Here is an 18,049-nt window from a genome sequence, read left to right as displayed (position 1 = left end):
CACCCAGCACGACGTGTACCGTAGCGTCGCAAAAACGTCGGCCAAGTCGCGTTTTCTGCCAGCGCGCGCCAGGCCCGGATCGCGGCACCGGTTTTTGTCAGCGCCGTTTAGCCGAAGGTAAACGCGAACGCCTGCACCCCGGCGTCGAGAAACTCGATCTGGAAGGTGCGTTCCCGTGCACCTGCCTGCTGACGCACCAGCTGGTACAGCCGGTTGCCGTCGACCGTACCGCTGCCATCGGCACCGACGTCGGCGCCGTGGTCGGCTCCCGGTGCCGCACCATCGAGCGTGACGCGGAAGCGCACCGGCGTGCCAGGCGGATTACCCAGCACCAGATGCAGGTCGCGGCCGCGGAAGCGATAGACGATGGCCCCCTGCGGGCGCGCCAGCGTGGCCGATTCGCCCCCCACCTTCCAGCGGCCAGCCAGACCCCATTGGTTGAGCACTGGAGCAGGCGGCGCCGAATACAGGGCGACACGATCCGGCCGGAAGCGCTCGGGCGAGGCGAAATGCTCGGCGCGTTCACTGCCGATATAGGTTTCCGGCGAGACATTGACGTCGCCGCCGCCGGCCGCCATCACGCCCTGGGCGGGCAACGGCAGCGCCCGGTCCATCGGGCCGGACACCTTGGAGTGGGCCTCCGCCAGCAACTGGCGGATCGCCGCTTCGGTGTGGGCGTAGTCGCCCTCGCCGAAGGTGTGGTCGCGTACCCGGCCCTGGGCATCGATCAGGTAGTGCGCCGGCCAGTACTGGTTGTGGTAGGCGTTCCAGATGGAGAAATCGTTGTCCATCGCCACCGGGTAAGGGATGCCGAGGTCGCGGATGGCTTTGCGCACATTGCCCTCGTCGCGTTCGAAGGCGAACTCCGGGGCGTGCACGCCGATGATCACCAGCCCCTGGTCCTGATAGCTGTCCCACCACGACTTCAGGTAGGGTAAGGTGCGCAGGCAGTTGATGCAGGAGTAGGTCCAGAAATCCACCAGCACCACCTTGCCGCGCAACGCGGCCAGGCTCAACGGCGGCGAATTGAGCCAGCGCGTGGCCCCGGTGAGCGCCGGCGCCGGCCCTTCGTCCGCCAGTTTGAGCGTGCCCGCCACCGGCATCACGCCGGCGTTCGGCGCAGGCGCGACGGGCGACGTGGCGCGAACCGACAGCGTGTTGATCAGCGCCTGCTCGGTGCGGGCGGTGCTGGCGTAGGAGATTTTTGCGAGATATTGGGTGTCCAGCCCAAGCGCGATCGCCGTCACCCCGGCCAGTACCGCGACGCCGAGCCCGCGCCGGATCCACTCCTCGGCCCCCAGGCCGCGCTTCATCAGCCGGAAGAGACGGCTGCCGGCGAACAGCGCCCCGGCCAGCGAGGTGCCGGCACCGGCGGCAAAGGCCAACAGCAGCAGCGCCGTGTGCGCGTTGGCGCCGTTCAGCGCGGCGCCGGCCAGCACCAGCCCCAGGATCGGCCCGGCGCACGGCGCCCACAGAAAGCCGACCGCCACGCCCAGCAACAGCGCGCCCTTGACGCTGCCCTGGTGCTCGGCCTGCTGCTGCAATTGTCCGCCCAGCCGTACCAGCGGCCGCATCACGCGCTCGGCCAGCGCCGGCAGCAGCAGGGTCAGCCCGAGCAGTGCCATCAGCACCAGCGCCGCGATACGGCCGTATTGATTGGCCGCCACCACCCAGCTGCCGCCGACGGCAGCGAGCGTGGCCACGCCGGCGAAGGTGAGCGCCATGCCGAGCAGAATCGGCAGGCCGGCGCGCCGGAACGGCTGGTCGGCACGGGCGAACACGAACGGGATCACCGGCAGCACGCACGGGCTGAAGATGGTCAGCACACCGCCAAGGTAGGAAAGCATCAGCAATAACATCGCACCACCTCCGCTTTCAGGATGCCTTGGCCAGCGGAACGAAACGCAGCGCCACGGTATTCATGCAGTAGCGTAGCCCGGTCGGCGGCGGGCCATCGTCGAACACGTGCCCCAGGTGCGCCTCGCACAGGGCGCAGCGAACCTCGGTGCGCACCATGCCGAGTGTCACGTCGCTGTGCGTGGCTATGTTCTGCGCGGCAATCGGCTGCCAGAAACTGGGCCAGCCGGTGTGCGAGTCATACTTGGTCCGGGAACTGAACAGGGCGTTGCCGCAGCAGACACAACGGTAGAGTCCGGCATCGTGCCGGTCGTAGCCGGGAATGGAAAACGGGGGTTCGGTGCCTTGCCGGCGCGTCACGGCATACGCCAAGGGCGACAGCACGCGCCGCCATTCGGCGTCCTTCTGCACCAGCGGCAGGGTAACCGGGCCGAGCGGCGTTCCCGCATCCGAGAACTTGATCACCGTCACCATCCGGGGGACGAGCGCGGAGGTGGCGGCACGGGCGGCGCGATGCATCGCGAGCAGCGCAACGCTCCCCCCGCTCAAGCAGCGCAGAAATTGTCGACGTTTCATGATCAGGACCTCCCTTCCCCTTTTAGTCGCGCCGGGAGGGCATTCCTTACACTCCGACCGGCCGACCAAACGATAAAAGGTGTTCCGAGAGGACACGCACATGCCGAAAGGACATCCCGTCCTTCCGGAAAGTTTCCCGCTGCCCCGAACCAAGCTTTGCCGACAACCCCTGCTGATGCTAGTGCGAAAACCCCGAGGCGGTTTCGCTGAGGCTCTTGCCCTTGGTTTCGGGGGCCAGCCATTGCGACACGCCGGCACCGACAGCGGCGATGCCGGCAGCGATCAGAATGGTCACCGAGGGGCCGAGATTGCTCATGGCCCAGGGCATCAGGAACGTACCGAGGCCGGCCCCGATCCGGCTGAAGGCGGCGGCAAAGCCCGTCCCGACCCCGCGTATCTCGGTCGGGAATACTTCGCCCGGATAGATACAGGTCAGCGTACCGCAGCCTGCGTTAAAGAACGAAAACGCGAGAAACAGGCCCAGCACGGCCATCCCCGGCGCATCTGCCCACAAGCCGAGAATCACGAGAAGCACGGTGATGATCCACTGCGGCGGCACCGTGAGCACACGGCGGCCCGCCTTGTCGATCAACAGGACCGTGGCCACACTGCCGGCCAAAGCCACCGCTGACAGCCCGACACCACCGGCGAGACCGCCGCCGAGACCGAATTTCTGCAGCACGCTGTCGGCGAACGTGGCGATCGCGAAGTACGGTGTGACGACACAGAAAAAGAACAGCGACACGAACAGCGTGGACCGCCAATACTGACGGGAGAACAGCTTCCGGAAGCCACCGCCCGAGTGGACCACCTCCCTCTCAATGTCGGCCAAGTCGGAGGCACTTCCCATATACCGACGCGCCACGGAGCGCGCCTGCTCCGTACGGCCCTTGCTCCACAGCCAGCGCGGCGATTCGGGCATGCCAAGTCGGCCGAGGAACAACGCCACCGCGATGAACGTGCTCGTGCCGAGAATGTTTCGCCAGCCGAGGTCCGTATGCTGGTTCAGCAGATAGCCCACGACGAAGGCGAACATAAACCCGGCGTACCAAGCAATGAGGGTCAGACCCATGAGCCGTCCACGGTGCCGGGCCGGGGAGAATTCCGACAGCATCGGCCAACCGACGGAGTATTCTGCGCCGATTGCGACGCCCATCAGCAACCGCACCACGAACAGTTCCAGAGGCGAGTTTGTGAAGAACTGCATGACCGACGCGATCACGAACAGCCCGATGTCGAGCATGAACAGCGGTTTGCGGCCGAACTTGTCGCCCGCCCACCCGCCCAACGGCGAGCCGAAGAGAATGCCGAACAGCGCGCCAGCCGCGATCAGGCCCTCCCAGACCACCGATATGCCGAGCTCGGCAGTCATCTTGCCGGCCACCGGGCCGACAATCCCGAGGATATAACCATCCAGAAACGTGCCGCCGGTCAGGACAAGGATCATTCTTATCATGAAGCGCCGCTTGAACGCTGCTGATGTCTCATCCTCAATCGCTACGGCGGAAACAACCGCTTCCTTTTGTAACGAGGTCATCCATATCTCCTTTGTTTTGCGGCATGCCAGGGACCGGAAGGCGGCGCAGACCTGCTCTGTCGGTCGCCACAAACACACCATTTTCTTAAAACTGCACAAGCCACGACCACCGGCGGTCTCCAGACCGGCGGTGCATTACATCGATTGATCGCGCCCCGATCGCCGGAAGAGAAAAAGGGATTGGTGCCGTCGCAGCAGCGACAGGTCGTCAAGCACAGTTGCGGTTCGATTGATCGCTTCCTGCGACTCGCACGCGGCCACAGAGCGCTTACCCTAGGCTCTGGCCGGCCAGCATCCCATGGTCTTCGCCATGCTGATTCATGCCATGCCGATTCTTCAACATGCACGAAACGCGCCAGACGACATCACTTGGGCAGTGCAGTGTATTAATTGGCACAAGTCCGGACGCTAACCCACGCGTCCGGAATCCGACAGTAAACGACACCGACACGGGGATGGGGCGAGCCGCGCAAGAGGCCGGAGGGGATCGATTGGAATCTGACAAAGCAATTGTTACTGGGTCAGATCAGTTGGATAAGCCACCGGTGGCGCATTTATTTCAAGAGTGGGTTGATTCTCTCGCCATGTGATTTTCAAGACCGTTGCCGAGCCTGTTCAAGGTCTTTTTGCGGCGGCGGCCAAGCTCGGCTGGATGCAGCGCCAAGCAAGAGCCTCATCGGGAAGGAAGGCGATACGGAAGCGCCCAGCGCACCCAGCCCGGCACCGGGAAGAACGGCGGCTTGAGCCCCCCAAAGCGCCCGGCCTTCTCTCGGGGACACGACAGACAAAAAAAGCCGGCCCTCCTGGAGGAGGAACCGGCTATTAGGAGCGCTCTACACGCCCGTGCTTACTTCGCCAAATACTGATTGACCTTGGTCAGACCGTCCTTGCCGTCAAAAGTTTTCACACCGGCCAGCCAGCCCTTCAGCACGTTCGGGTTCTTCTTCAGGTAGTCGCGCGCGGCCTGTTCTGGCTTGACCTTGTCCATGATCGGACCCATCACGTGGTTTTCCATGTCGGTGGAGAACTGCAGGTTGGTCAAAAGGCGCGCCACGTTCGGACAACGGGTCTGGTAGTCGGTGGCCATCCCGGTGAACACCTTGGCTTCGCCGAAGTTGGGTCCGAAGACGTCATCCCCTCCGGCCAGATAGTTCATCTTGAACTTGACGTTCATCGGGTGCGGTTCCCAACCCAGGAACACCACCCATTTCTTCTGGCGGATGGCACGCTCCACTTCCGCCATCATGCCGGCCTCGCTCGACTCGACCAGCTTGAACCCGGAGAGCCCGAACTGGTTCTTCTTGATCATGTCGTCGATCAGCTTGTTGCCGTCGTTGCCCGGCTCGATGCCGTAGATCCTGCCATCCAGCTTGTCCTTGAACTTGGCAATGTCGGCGAAGGTCTTGAGGCCGCCGGCGGCGACGTAGTCCGGCACCGCCAGGGTGTACTTGGCGCCGACCAGGTTGGGCTTGTCCAGCACCTTGATCTGGCCCGCCTTGACGAAGGGCTCGATCATCGGGGTCATGCTGGGGTTCCAGTAACCGAGAAAGGCGTCGATCTGCTTGTTCTTGATGCCGGCGAAGGTGATCGGCACCGAGGCGATGGTGGTGACCGGCTTGTAACCCAGCCCTTCCAGCACCACGCTGGCCATGCCGGTGGTGGCGGCGATGTCGGTCCAGCCGACGTCGGCGAAACGCACCTTCTGGCATTGGGCCGGATCGTTCGCCATCGCCATGCTGGTGAACGCACCCATGACGAGCGCTCCTGCAATCTTGTACAGCTTCATGACTCACCTCTCCGATGCAATTTATAAGAATTGGCCGGTGCATGCCGCACCGTGTTTTGACAGCCAAGAAAACCGACGGTCGCCAGCAGATTGCCACGTCAGGAAGGGACAACTTGTTCGATGGCGACCACGATTTGCCGTGAAACGTCGCCTGGATGGACAACGGCCCCGGTAGAAGACACTGTCTTGCCGGGGCCGTTCCTGAAGCCTTACATGATGGCGGCTTCGAGCGTTACCTGTTGACGCTCACGGCTCGGCGGGTAGCCGAACAGGCTGCGGTAGGACTTGGAAAAATGCGACGAGGACAGGAAACCGGTGGCGACGGTCACTTCCATCACGCTCATATTGGTCTGCAGCAGCAGCTCGCGCGCGCGGCGCAGGCGCAGGTCGAGGTAATACTGCGCCGGCGTGCTGCCGAGATAGCGTTTGAACAGACGCTCGAGGTGGCGCAGCGACACGCCGAGCTCCGCAGCCAGCTCGTCGAGCGAGCGCGGATTCTCGATGTTCATCTCCATGGCCAGCGCGGCGTCGATCAATGATTCGTGACCGGTACCGACGCGGGCCAGCAAGGGGATGTGCTGGTGGTCGTGCTGGTCGCGGATGCGGTCGACGATGAACTGCTCCGACACGTCCGCCGCCAGGCTCTTGCCGCCCTTGAAGCGGATCAGGTTGCACATCAGGTCGAGCGGCGCGGTGCCACCGCTACAGGTAAAGCGATCGCGGTCAATCACGAACAATTCGCTGGAGAACAGTACCTTGGGGAACTCCTCGCGGATAGCCGAAAGGTTTTCCCAGTGGATGCTGCTGCGATAGCCGTTGAGCACGCCAGCCTTGGCCAGCGCGAAGGAGCCGGTACAGACCGCTCCCAGCGGCACATCGGCGGCGGCAAAACGGCGGATCACCGACAGCACCTGATCCGTCACCCCCTCGCGCACCTGGATACCGCCGCAGACGATGAGCAGGTCGTACTCCGACGGGTCGGCCGGCGCCGTGATCGGCGCCACCGACAGGCCATTGCTGGCTGCCACCGGCTGACCGTCACAGGACAGCACCGACCAGCGGTAAAGCCTCTTGCGCGACAGGTGGTTGGCCATGCGCAGCGGCTCGACCGCGTTGGTGAAGGCGATCATGGAAAAGTTGGGCAACATCAGGAAACCGATATGCGCCAGCGAACCGAGTTGTTGCGGGCTCATGGTGACCTCCTAGCTTTCTGTGAGTGTGCGGACATTCGGGGCGCCTCGTGACGGGCGCTGCTAAATCAATCGTAATTTTTCTGGTACAGCAAAAAACAGGCCAGCCCCACCGCCGTCCTGCCGGCAGCGGGGCTTGGCCGGACTACGTTTAACCCTGACGTGCCGCTTGGCCTCGGCCGAAGCTTTCGGTCAGGCGGTCCAGGATGATGGCGAGCAATACCACGGCCAGACCACTCTCGAAGCCGAGACCGACATCGAGGCGCTGGATGCTCGACAGCACGTCGTTGCCGAGGCCACCAGCCCCCACCATCGAGGCGATGATCACCATCGACAGCGCCATCATGATGGTCTGGTTCACGCCCGCCATGATCGCCGGCAGCGCGATCGGCAACTGCACCTTGAACAAGAGCTGGGTCGAGGTACAGCCGAAGGCATGGCCGGCCTCGACCTGTTCCTTGTTGACTTGGCGAATCCCCAGGCTGGTCAGGCGCACCGCCGGCGGCACGGCGAACACCACGGTCGCCAGGATGCCCGGTACGCGGCCCAGGCCGAAGAACATCGCGGCCGGGATCAGGTAGACGAAGGCCGGCATGGTCTGCATGAAGTCGAGCACCGGGCGCACCAGGGTATTGACGCGCTTGCTGCGCGCGCACCAGATGCCGGTGGGGATGCCGATCATCAGGCTGATCAGCGTGGCCGACAGCGTCAGCGCCAGCGTCGACACGGTCTGCGGCCAGAAGCCGGTGCCGAAGATCAGCGCCAAGGCGGCCAATACGAAGCCGGCGAAGCGCCAGCCCAGGCGCCATACGCCGAGACCGATGAAGAAGCCCATGATCAGCCAGGGCGGCAGCGACAGCAGCGCCACCTCGATCGACTCGGCGAACAGGTCGACCGCGCGGCCGAAGGCGTCGAAGGCACCGCCGTTATGGTCCAGCAGGAAATGGATGAACTGGTTGACCCATTCACCGATAGGCAGGAAATCGTGCGGGTTGGTGATTAGGTGATGCAAGAAGTCGGACATGGCTGGATGCTCCATTCAGGGACGCGCCGCGGGCGCCGTCCACAAGATTTGTTCGGGACGACGGTCAGTGGGCGCTTTGCAGGCGGTGTGCGGACAGCTTGGACAGCACGCTGGTGGCAGTGATCACGCCGAGGTAGCGGCCCTCGCCATCGGCCACCGGCAGCGGCTCGCTCTGTCCCAACAGGCGCTGCAGTACATCCGGCAGACAGGAGGCCGGAGCGACCGGGGACACCGGCACACAACGTTCGCTCGGGATGCAGCCTTCACTGCGCAGCGTTTCGCGGCCAACCAGGCCCAGCAGCTTGTGGTCCTTGGAGACACAGGCCACCCAGCTGTGCTTGTCGAGTTCAGCGTGGTTGGCGGGGTGGCCGTTCACCACCAGGCCGGCCGCGCTCGGGTCGATCAGGTCCTTGGCTTGCAGATAGCGCGACGTGTCCACGCTCTTGAAGAAGTCGCGCACGTAGTCGTCGGCCGGGTTTTCGATGATCTCTTGCGGCGTCCCCACCTGCACCAGGCGGCCGCCTTCCATGATGGCAATGCGGGTACCGATGCGCAGGGCTTCTTCCAGATCGTGCGAGACGAAGAAGATGGTACGGCTCTGGCCGCGCTGCAGGTCGAGCAGGATGTCCTGCATCTCGGCGCGCTTGAGCGGGTCGAGCGCGGAGAAGGCTTCGTCCATCAGCATCAGCGACGGGTTGACCGCCAGCGCGCGCACCAGGCCGACGCGCTGCTGCATGCCGCCTGACAGTTCGTGCGGGGACTTGCGGGCAAACGGCGCCAGGCCGACCTGCTCCAGCACCTTCATCGCGCGGGCTTCGCGTTCCGTGCGGCCCATCCCGGCGATTTCCAGACCGAAGGCGGCGTTCTCCAGCACCGAGCGGTGCGGCATCAGGGCAAAGCTCTGGAACACCATGCTCATGTCGCGGCGGCGCAGGGCCACCAGTTCCGGTTGCGACAGCCGGGTGATATCCTGGCCATCGAGCAGGATGCGTCCGTCGGTCGGGTCCATCAGGCGGTTAATCAGACGGATCAGCGAGGACTTGCCCGAGCCCGACAAGCCCATCAGCACAAAGATTTCGCCCTCGTCGACCGAGAACGACACGTTGTTGACACCGACCACCTGACCGGTTTTGGCAAACACGGTTTCCTTGCTCTCACCCGCCTTCAGGAGCCGCATGGCGTCCTGCGGCTTGTCGCCGAATACCTTGTACAGGTTCTCCACAACGATCTTGCCAGACTGCATCGCTTTCTCCTTTGCCTCGGCGTGGCCGATGTACGATGAAACAGCACCGTGCCGGACACCTCACCCACGACAGGTGGAAAAGGGCCTGATTCGCCTCAACAGTTGTAATAATTGATCTTAATCAAGGCAAAAGATAGGGGGGTTCGGCTAGGCAAAACAATCGACAGTCGACGGCAACTTGTCTTTAAACGACATCCGAGTCCCCCGCACCAGAACGGTAAGACATTGAAGAAAAAGGGCTGTTCGTGCACCACGAGCAGCCCTTTTTCAGTGCATGTGCACTGGCAGCAATACAACACCAAGACGGGTCTGAGCGGCCGGATACCGCCAGTAAAACAAAGCCGGCACGAAGGCCGGCTATGATAATCAGTTAACGGTCGAGCACGAGAGGTGTCAGCGGGATGCTGCAGCACGGCAGTATCCAGCCTTGGTCGATCTCGCGCTGGCGGATGCCGCCGCCGTGCTTCATGTCGACCTTGCCTTCCAGCAGCTTGGTCTTGCAGGTACCGCACACCCCCTGCGAGCATGAGGACGGCAAGCGCAATCCCTGTTGCTGCGCTGCGGCCAGCACGGTCTGTCCCGGTGCGGTGGTAATGACGTCGCCGAGCTTGGCGAAACGGACTTCGAAACCGCCCTCGCACCCCGCCGTCTCGGCCTGACACCCGACCTCCTCCACCACTGGAGACGCCGCCAATTCGGCGAAATTGAAACTTTCCTCGTGATACAGCGCCATGTCGTAGCCGGCATCGGTCAGCAGTTTGCGCACCGCAGACATGTACGGCGCCGGGCCACAGCAGTAGACCGCGCGCTGGCGGAAATCGGGTACCAGCCGCTCCAATGCAGGCAGATCGAGGAAACCTTCCAGGCCATGCCACTCCGGCTCGGGGTGGCGGCTTTGCACAATGGCTGCCTGACGGAAGCCGGGGCGCATGCGCGCGATCTGCACCAGTTCATGACGGAAGATCAGGTCGGCCGGGGTACGCGCGCTGTGCACGAAGGCGATGTCGAGCTGCGGACCGAGGTCGGCGAGCGCCCGGCTCATCGACATCAGCGGGGTAATGCCGCTGCCCGCCGACAGGAACAAGTAAGACCGGACAGGGGCGGAGGCGTAGCTGAATTCGCCGGAGGGCCCCAGCACGCTGACGAGCTGCCCCGGCTTCATGTTGTCGTGCAGCCAGTTGGAGACCTGACCGCCCGGCACACGCTTGACGGTGATGGTGACGGTATCGGGCCGCGTCGGCGTCGACGACAGGGTGTAACAGCGGTTGACGGTTTGGCCGTCGATCTCCAGTTCCAGCGTGATGAACTGGCCCGGCAGATAGGCGAAGCGGCGCGCCGGTACGGCACGGAAAGTGAAGGTGCGCACGTCGTGGGTTTCGTCGTGCACGGCCACGCATTCGAGCGTGTCGTCCACCCCGGGCTGCCAGTACGGTGCCGGTTCGGTGAAGATGGCGGAGTGGATGGGTGCATTCATGATCGTGCCCTACCTGTGTAAGCCTGCTTCGCGTCTTGCCGCCCGGGCCGGTTCGGGCGTTGCGCCCGCCCTGCCCGCTCGCGACAAATGGTGAACAGGTTCTGAAAACTTGAAAAACGGGCCGGCCGGCGCCGGCCCGTGGACGGATTTACTCCAGCCCGGCGCTCAGGCGGTTGATGTACCACTCGGAGAACTTCTCGACCAGCGTCTCGGTGTACGGCGAGTACGGGCCGGGCTGGTAGGCCGAGCTCTTGGCGCCTTGATGGGATTCTTCCACCAGGCGACGGTCCTGGTCGTTGGTGGCGTTCCACACCGCGGTGAGGTTCTCGACGTCATAATCGACGCCTTCCACGGCATCCTTGTGCACCAGCCACTTGGTGCGCACCAGCGTGGTGTCGGCCGTCAGCGGAATCACGCTGAAGGTGACGATGTGGTCGGCCATGAAGTGGTGCCAGGAGTTGGGCTGGGTCCAGAACGACAAACCGCCGATCGAGGCATCCTTGAAGTCGGCCAGGAGCTTCTTGCACGCGGCCTTGGTGTCCAGCGTCTGCGACTGGCCGGCGCGGTCGAGCGGCATGCGCATGGTGCGGAAGCCGGTGACGTCGGAAAGGCGCTCGACTTCGGTCGAGGGCAGGCCACAGGATTCCCAGTGCTGGTGACGATCGGCCACCATCTCGTCGTACTGACGCAGCCCCTCGGCGGTTTCGGCCTTGGGCGCGAAGCCGTAGCTATAGGCGAACAGCGACACGGTCAATTCGGGGTGGTTGGCGGTGCAGTGGTAGCACTCGCGGTTGTTTTCCAGCGTGAGCTTCCAGTTGCCCTGCTCGATGATGTCGACTTGCACCGCGACCTTGCAGTCGTCAATCTTGTGCGGGGCGATGTACGGGGTCATGGCCTCGGCCATGACGTCGAAGTCTGCCGGCGGATTATCTGCCAGGCAGATGAACAGCAGACCGGCCATGTTGCGCAGGTGCACCGGCTTGAGGCTGTGATGCGACAGGTCGAAACCTTCGGCCATGTGGTCGGCGAAGATCAGCTTGCCGGTCAGGTCGTAAGTCCACTGGTGGTACGGGCACACCAGGTTGCCGACCGTGCCCTTCTCTTCCGCGCACAGACGCGAGCCGCGGTGACGGCAGACGTTGTGGAAGGCACGGATTTCGTTGTCGTCGTCGCGCACGATCAGGATCGGCTGCGAGCCGATCTGCACGGTCATGTAGTCACCCGCCTCCGGCACGTCGATCGACACGCCGACATAGATCCAGTGCTTGCCGAAGATGTGCTCCATGTCGGCGTCGAATACCGCCGGCGAGGTGTAGAACGGCGCTTCCAAGCTGTAACCCGGCACACGGCGGGCCACCAGTTCGCGCAAGTTCAGGCTCGGATGAAACGCGATCGTGCTGCTGGTCATGATGATAGTTCTCCAAAAACAACGCTGCTTCGGGTTATAAAGCCGCCCCCGGGTGGGGCGGGTGGCGGCAAGTTGTTGTCAGAAATCGACGAGCTGATGGTCGCGCAGGTAATCGAGCAGAACTTGTGCTTTTTCGACTGGATCACCTTGTTTTACGACCAGGCCAGTCGTTTTTCCGTCATCGGCGGCGATCGCCCCCAGCATGCGTTCATGCCCGCTGGCGCGGCTGGCGGCGACCAGCGGACGGGCACGACGGCCGGCCGGCTCATAGCGCCACTCGGCAGCCTTGGCGGCCACCGGCATCAGCCTGCGCACCTTGCCCGCTTCCTTGCGCGCATGGGAGTACGGCAGAGCCGGCACGGCACGCTCGTGCACCGTGACCACCACCGGCAGTGCGGCGGCGAGCGAGCGGCGCTGCCCCTTGGGCAGGAATTGCTCAATTTCGACCGAGCCACCCTTGATCGCCAGCGAGAGCGCATCGGGCAACAACGGGGCCTCGAGTTCTTCGGCCAACTGGTAGGGCAACAGCGCACTGCCCTGCCCGCCGCCGGAGCGGGTGCCGCACAGCACCAGCTCGGCGTCGGCGATCTGCGCCGCCAGAAGCGGTGCGATGTCGGCGTCTTCGGCGGTGGGCAGCACCGTGACACACGACGCGCCCTGAGCTAGATAGCCCGCCAGCGCCTCGTCCGCGGCGGCGCCGGCGTACAACACAGTGAGCCGCTCGGATGACCCGGCGAGCTTGAGCCCCAGCGCCAGCGCGGCGCTGTCGGCGGGATGGGTACACGGGCGGCCGCTCACCGGGTGAATGGCCGGGGCCACCAGCACGGCCACTTTCAGCATGGGAGTGCTCATCGGGTGTTCTCCGTCACGGGCCTGGCCGAGCGTTCGGCGGCCAGCAGCTTGTTGAGCGCGGCGATCAGCGCCTGGCAATCTTCCACCAGGGTGAGATCGGCGCGTTTGACGATGGGCGCGGAGGCGTCCAGGTTGACGGCGATGACATGCCGGCATTCCTTGATGCCCTGCAGGTGCTGCACCGCGCCGGAGATGCCGAACGCCAGATAGGCGCTGGCCTGCACCGTCTTGCCGGTGGCACCGACCTGCTTGTCGCGGGTGAAACGGCCGTCGTCCACCGCCACCCGCGAGGCCCCGACGGCCGCGCCCATGGTTTCGGCCAACTCGCGCAGGCCGGCGGTATCCTGCACACCGTTGCCGGCGGAGACGATCAGGTCGGCTTCTTCCAGGGCAAGCTGCGAGGCCGGGCAGCTACGGCTGCCCAGATCGCGGATCCGGTCCGGCACCGACGGCAGCTTGAGATCGGGCATCGCCACACCGGCGCCGCGGAACGGCAGCCGGGCATCGGCCACCTTGCGCGCCAACAGCAGCACCGGCGGAATGTCGCGCACGGCGAAGCGCCCGCCTGGCGCCAAGCGGCGCACTTCACTTCCGGCCACCACCTCGATCACGTCGCTGGCCATGGCCAGGCGCTGGCGGCAGGCAAAGCGCCGTCCCAGGTCGGCATCGGCGCTACGGTCGGGGAAGCACACCTGTTGCGGCGCCTCCTGCTTCCACAGCTGCGCGAGCAGCGCGAGCTTGCGCTCCGGGGCATAGCCCGGGTCTTCCACGCACAACACGCGGTCGGCACCGGCCAGCGCCGCGGCATCGCCCAGCGCCTCGGCCTGCGCGCCGAACAGTACGACCAGCACCTCGGTGTCGGCCGAGGCCATGATGGCGGCGGCGGCCAGGGTTTCGCGTGCCGCCTCATCGAGTGCGCCGCGGTCGGTATGGATCACCACCAGCGAACGCCTGGCGAACGGGCCGGCGCTGCGCTGCGGTTTTTGCTGGCTGTGAGCGTGGCCGGCGAGCAGCGGCTCGCGGCTGCCGACGCTCTCGCCCAGCACGATGCGCTTGAGTCCGGACGGCCCGATCACATAGGGCCGGCGCGGGTCGATGCGCGGAATGGGTCGATCGTTGTACATGCTTTCTCCCGCTCTCAGTTAGCCAGCCGTGCGGCTACCAATTCAGCCAGCTCGACCACTTCCGGTCGCGGCCCCACCACGCCTTCCAGCATCGCGGTGCAGTTGGGGCAGGCTACCGCCACTTGTTCGGCACCGGTGGCGCGAATGTCGTCCATGCGCATGTCAGGGATGCGGCGCTCGCCCGGAATGTCGGTGAACGATGCCCCACCGCCCCAGCCGCAACAGCGGCCCTTGCGCCCGGAACGTTCCATCTCCACCACCTTGATGCCGATACCCTTGAACACACGGCGCGGCGCATCGGTCTCGCCGTTGTAGCGGCCGAGGTAGCACGGGTCGTGGTAAGTGGTGGCCGGCAGCGGCGCCGCGTCGGCCTTGAGCGGTACGGCGCCGCGTTCCAGCAGGTCGGCCAGCACCTGGCTGTGATGTTCCACGTCGTAGCGTCCACCCAGCACCGGATACTCGTTCTTCAGGCAATGGAACAGGTGCGGGTCGGGGGTCACGATACGGTTGAAGCGATAACGCCCCAGTGTGCTCATCATCTTGCCGGCGAGTTGCTGGAAGGTCGCCTCGTCACCGAGACGGCGCGCCAAATCACCGCAATCGGGTTCCACCTCGCCCAGCACCGCCACTTTCAAACCGGCAGCCTTGAGCACCTTGACCAGCGCACGCAGCGCGCGCTGATAGCGCATGTCGAAAGCGCCCTCGCCCGCCATCAGCAGCCAGTCGGTATGCTCGCCCGGCAGCAGCACCGGCACGTTGAGGTCGATGGCCCAGTGGTAGCGCGCAGCCAGCGGGTAGCCACCGACGGTATCGGTATCGCGCAGATTGGCCAGCGCCTCGCGGCCCTTGCCCGGCACCTCGCCACGCGTCAGCGTGACGTGACGGCGCAGACTGACCACGGTGTCGACGTGCTCGATCAGCATCGGGCACTCCTCGACGCAGGCGCGGCAGGTGGTGCACGACCACAGCGTTTCGGGATCGAGCAGGCCGCCGACGATGGGCTGATGCGGGTTGCCCTGGCGCACCTTGCCGGCCTGGCCCGGATGCGGGTTGCCGGCGTAGGCCGGGCCGCTACCGGCAGCCATGCCAGTGACCATGTCCTGGATCAGCTTCTTCGGGTTGAGCGGCTGGCCGGCGGCGTAGGCCGGACAGGCGGCCTCGCACTTGCCGCACTGCACGCAGGCGTCGAACGACAGCAGGCGGTTCCAGGCAAAGTCGGCCGGCGTTTCGACACCGTAGTCCTTGCCGACCAGGTTGATCGGTTTCAGGTCGGTGGAACGTTTGTCGCCGCTGAAGCGGTCCTGGCGCGGGTGGAAGGCCAGGTGCAGCAAGCCGGCCACGGCGTGCTTCATCGGGCCGCCGAGGCCAACGCCGAGGGCAAGCTCGGCGCCGCCCAGGACGAGACCCGCCAGCGCCAGCAAGGCCAGGCCCTGCGCGGCGGCGCCGAAGGCGTTACCACTCAGTGCCAGCAGCGCCGCCAACGCGCTGCCGACGGCGAACGCCAGCAGACTCTTGGGCAGACGGTTCCACGGCCCTTTGGAGAGCCGAGCCGGCGGCGCCTTGCGACGCGAACGCACCAACACCGCGCCGAACAGCATCAACAGCGCGGCCAGCAGCATCAGGGCGTCGAGCGCCGGCAGGTACAGCATCAGACCGTAGTTGAGCGCCGCCAGCGCCAGCACCGCCACCGCCCCGCCGGCCACGGCCACGTGGGCCTTGGCGATGAAGGGGTCGCGCGCCACCACGTGGTGCAGGTCGACAAAATAGCGCTTGGGGATGGTCATGAGCCAGCCCAGCGCCACGGGGGCGGCGCGCCCCTGCCGCCACAGCGCGGCCCGGCGCACCAGCCCCAGCGACAGCAGCGCCGCGCCCAGCCAGAACAGGCCGGTGAGTGCATAAGCCAGGGTGAATGTCATGTCAGAAGTCCTTCACCAGACGCAGTGCGTCATAGATCGCACCGTGGATGTTGTGCATGGAGATGCAGTCGCCGACGCGGAACAGCAGGAATTCGTCGCCACTGAGCGGCTCGGACAGGCACGGCTGCGGCTGCGAGGCGAACAGCGTGTGCACGTCGGTGATGCCCTGGTTCTTCGAGCGTTCCTTGAGCGACCAGTACAGCGTGTCGTTCGGCAGGATGCCGTTCTCGATCACCACCTGGTCGACCGCGCGCTCTTCCAGCGCCTCGGTGTATTCGTTGCGCAGCACCGCGATCAGCTTGTCGCCCTCCTGGTAGACCTTGTCCATCCAGTAGTTGGGGGTCGGGATCATGCCCTGCGCATAGAGGCGGCGGTAGAAGATCGGGAAGGTCGTACCGCCGGTGTCGTCGCCTACCTTCACGTCCGGGGTGACGATTTCCACCTGGCTGCCGCGGCTTGCCAGGAAGTCGGCCACGCCGAAGCCGGCATGGCTGCTGACGGCGTCGTACACCAGCACGTTCTTCTTCGGCTCGACCTTGCCGGACAGGATGTCCCAGCCGGTGACGGCCAAGCCTTCGGCCACGCCCCAGCCCGGCACCATGCCGCTGTTGGGCACACCGCCGGTGGCGAGCACCACGATGTCCGGCTTTTCGGCCAGGATCATGGCTTCGTCGGCGGCGGTGCCGAGACGACGGTCCACGCCCAGGCGCTGGGTTTCCATGTCGAGCCAGCGCACGATGCCGGCCATCTGCTCACGCTGCGGCGCCTTGGCGGCGAGCACGATCTGGCCGCCGACCACGTCGTTCTTCTCGAACAGCACCACGTCGTGGCCGCGCTCGCGGGCGACGCGGGCGGCTTCCAGCCCGGCCGGGCCGGCGCCGACGACGACCACCTTGCGCTTGTGCTTGGCCTTCTCGAAGGTGTGCGGCATGGTCGCTTCGCGGCTGGTGGCGGCGTTCTGGATACAGAGCACGTCCTGACCGAAGTACTGGCGGTCGATGCAGTAGTTGGCGCCGACGCACTGGCGGATCTGGTCTTCCTTGCCGTCGCGTATCTTGATCACCAGGTGCGGGTCGGCGATGTGGGCGCGCGTCATGCCGACCATGTCGACCATGCCGGAGGACAGGATGCGCTCGGCCTGGTTCGGGTCGCGGATGCTCTGCGCGTGCATCACCGGCACCTTGGACACCGACTTGATGCCGGCGGCCAGATGCACGAACGGTTCCGGCGGCAGCGCCATCGGCGGCATGCAGTTGGCCAGGGTGTTGTGGGTGTCGCCGCCCGAGCCGACCACCGACAGGTAGTCGATCAGGCCGGTTTCCGACATCGCCTGGGCGATGTCCTTGAGCATGTCGTGGGTCAGGCCGTCTTCGTGGAATTCGTCACCGCACATGCGCAGGCCGACGCAGAAGTCGGCGCCGACTTCCTCGCGGATCGCCTGGAACACCTCGATGCCGAAGCGCATGCGGTTTTCCAGCGAGCCGCCGTATTGGTCGGTACGGAAGTTGGTGCGCGGGCTCCAGAACTGGTCGATCAGGTGCTGGTGCGCGGCCGACACTTCCATGCCGTCGAGACCCGACGCCTTGATGCGGCGCGCGGCCTGCTTGAAGTCGCCGATAATGCGCTTGATCTCGTGCGCTTCGATGATCTTGGCGTTGCCGCGGTGCACCGGCTCGCGGACCCCGGACGGGCTCACCAGGTGCGGCCAGTGCTCGCCGTAGTAGCTCGAGCGGCGCCCCATGTGGGTGGCCTGGATCATGATCTTGGCGCCGTGGCGGTGCATCGCTTCGGCCAACCTGGCGAGCGGATCGATGATCCTGTCGGTGGACAGGTTCACCGACTTCCACCAGCTTTGCGGGCTGTCGATCGACACCGGACTGGAACCGCCGCAGATGGCGAGACCGAGGCCGCCCTTGGCCTTTTCCTCGTAGTAGCGGATGTAGCGCTCACCGGGCAGGCCGCCGGGCTCGGCGTACACCTCGGCGTGCGCGGTGCTGACGATACGGTTGCGCAGCGTCAGCTTGTTCAGCGTGATCGGCGAAAACAGGTGCGGATAGCGCAT

13 protein-coding genes are annotated in these 18,049 nt (G+C 65.1%); all 13 read right to left on the bottom strand.

Features of this window, described 5'->3' with window-relative positions; all coding sequences use genetic code 11:
• Positions 1–107: 107 nt before the first annotated feature.
• The 13 genes from NH8B_RS06835 to NH8B_RS06775 all read right to left on the bottom strand — a co-directional run bounded on the left by NH8B_RS06835 (position 108) and on the right by NH8B_RS06775 (position 18,049).
• The gene (locus NH8B_RS06835; RefSeq protein ID WP_014086623.1) at positions 108–1,859 is read right to left on the bottom strand and encodes a cytochrome c biogenesis protein DipZ; all 1,752 of its coding nucleotides are present in this window, start codon (positions 1,857–1,859) and stop codon (positions 108–110) included.
• Between the two features lie 16 nt (positions 1,860–1,875).
• Positions 1,876–2,331: a peptide-methionine (R)-S-oxide reductase MsrB gene (gene msrB / locus NH8B_RS06830; RefSeq protein ID WP_369751187.1), complete on the bottom strand. Its 456-nt coding sequence runs from the start codon at positions 2,329–2,331 to the stop codon at positions 1,876–1,878.
• Positions 2,332–2,611: 280 nt separating this feature from the next.
• Complete coding sequence (locus NH8B_RS06825) at positions 2,612–3,970, bottom strand: MFS transporter (protein WP_014086621.1); 1,359 nt, start codon at positions 3,968–3,970, stop codon at positions 2,612–2,614.
• Between the two features lie 847 nt (positions 3,971–4,817).
• A complete protein-coding gene (locus tag NH8B_RS06820; protein WP_008953038.1) occupies positions 4,818–5,756 on the bottom strand; it encodes a choline ABC transporter substrate-binding protein in 939 nt (312 codons plus the stop codon).
• Positions 5,757–5,965: 209 nt separating this feature from the next.
• Positions 5,966–6,949, bottom strand: a complete 984-nt coding sequence (locus tag NH8B_RS06815) for a GlxA family transcriptional regulator (protein WP_014086619.1) — start codon at positions 6,947–6,949, stop codon at positions 5,966–5,968.
• Between the two features lie 148 nt (positions 6,950–7,097).
• Entirely contained in the window at positions 7,098–7,970 is an 873-nt protein-coding gene (locus NH8B_RS06810; protein WP_014086618.1) for an ABC transporter permease, read from the bottom strand.
• A gap of 64 nt (positions 7,971–8,034) precedes the next feature.
• Positions 8,035–9,213: a quaternary amine ABC transporter ATP-binding protein gene (locus tag NH8B_RS06805; protein ID WP_014086617.1), complete on the bottom strand. Its 1,179-nt coding sequence runs from the start codon at positions 9,211–9,213 to the stop codon at positions 8,035–8,037.
• Positions 9,214–9,583: 370 nt separating this feature from the next.
• A complete protein-coding gene (locus NH8B_RS06800) occupies positions 9,584–10,687 on the bottom strand; it encodes a hybrid-cluster NAD(P)-dependent oxidoreductase (protein WP_014086616.1) in 1,104 nt (367 codons plus the stop codon).
• A 148-nt stretch (positions 10,688–10,835) separates the two neighbouring features.
• Positions 10,836–12,095, bottom strand: a complete 1,260-nt coding sequence (locus NH8B_RS06795) for an aromatic ring-hydroxylating oxygenase subunit alpha (RefSeq protein ID WP_014086614.1) — start codon at positions 12,093–12,095, stop codon at positions 10,836–10,838.
• Between the two features lie 78 nt (positions 12,096–12,173).
• Positions 12,174–12,947, bottom strand: coding sequence for an electron transfer flavoprotein subunit beta (locus NH8B_RS06790; RefSeq protein ID WP_014086613.1), 774 nt, complete (start codon positions 12,945–12,947; stop codon positions 12,174–12,176).
• Entirely contained in the window at positions 12,944–14,071 is a 1,128-nt protein-coding gene (locus NH8B_RS06785) for an electron transfer flavoprotein subunit alpha/FixB family protein (protein ID WP_014086612.1), read from the bottom strand. The genes NH8B_RS06790 and NH8B_RS06785 overlap by 4 nt, the downstream gene beginning before the upstream one ends.
• Positions 14,072–14,085: 14 nt before the next feature.
• Positions 14,086–15,987, bottom strand: a complete 1,902-nt coding sequence (locus NH8B_RS06780; RefSeq protein ID WP_014086611.1) for a (Fe-S)-binding protein — start codon at positions 15,985–15,987, stop codon at positions 14,086–14,088.
• 1 nt (position 15,988) lies between these two features.
• The gene (locus NH8B_RS06775; protein WP_008953047.1) at positions 15,989–18,049 is read right to left on the bottom strand and encodes an NADH:flavin oxidoreductase; all 2,061 of its coding nucleotides are present in this window, start codon (positions 18,047–18,049) and stop codon (positions 15,989–15,991) included.

It is taken from the genome of Pseudogulbenkiania sp. NH8B (assembly GCF_000283535.1).
Taxonomy (GTDB): domain Bacteria; phylum Pseudomonadota; class Gammaproteobacteria; order Burkholderiales; family Chromobacteriaceae; genus Pseudogulbenkiania; species Pseudogulbenkiania ferrooxidans.
The sequence above is the reverse complement of the archived record's forward strand: the minus strand, read 5'-3'. Positions and strand labels throughout refer to the sequence as shown.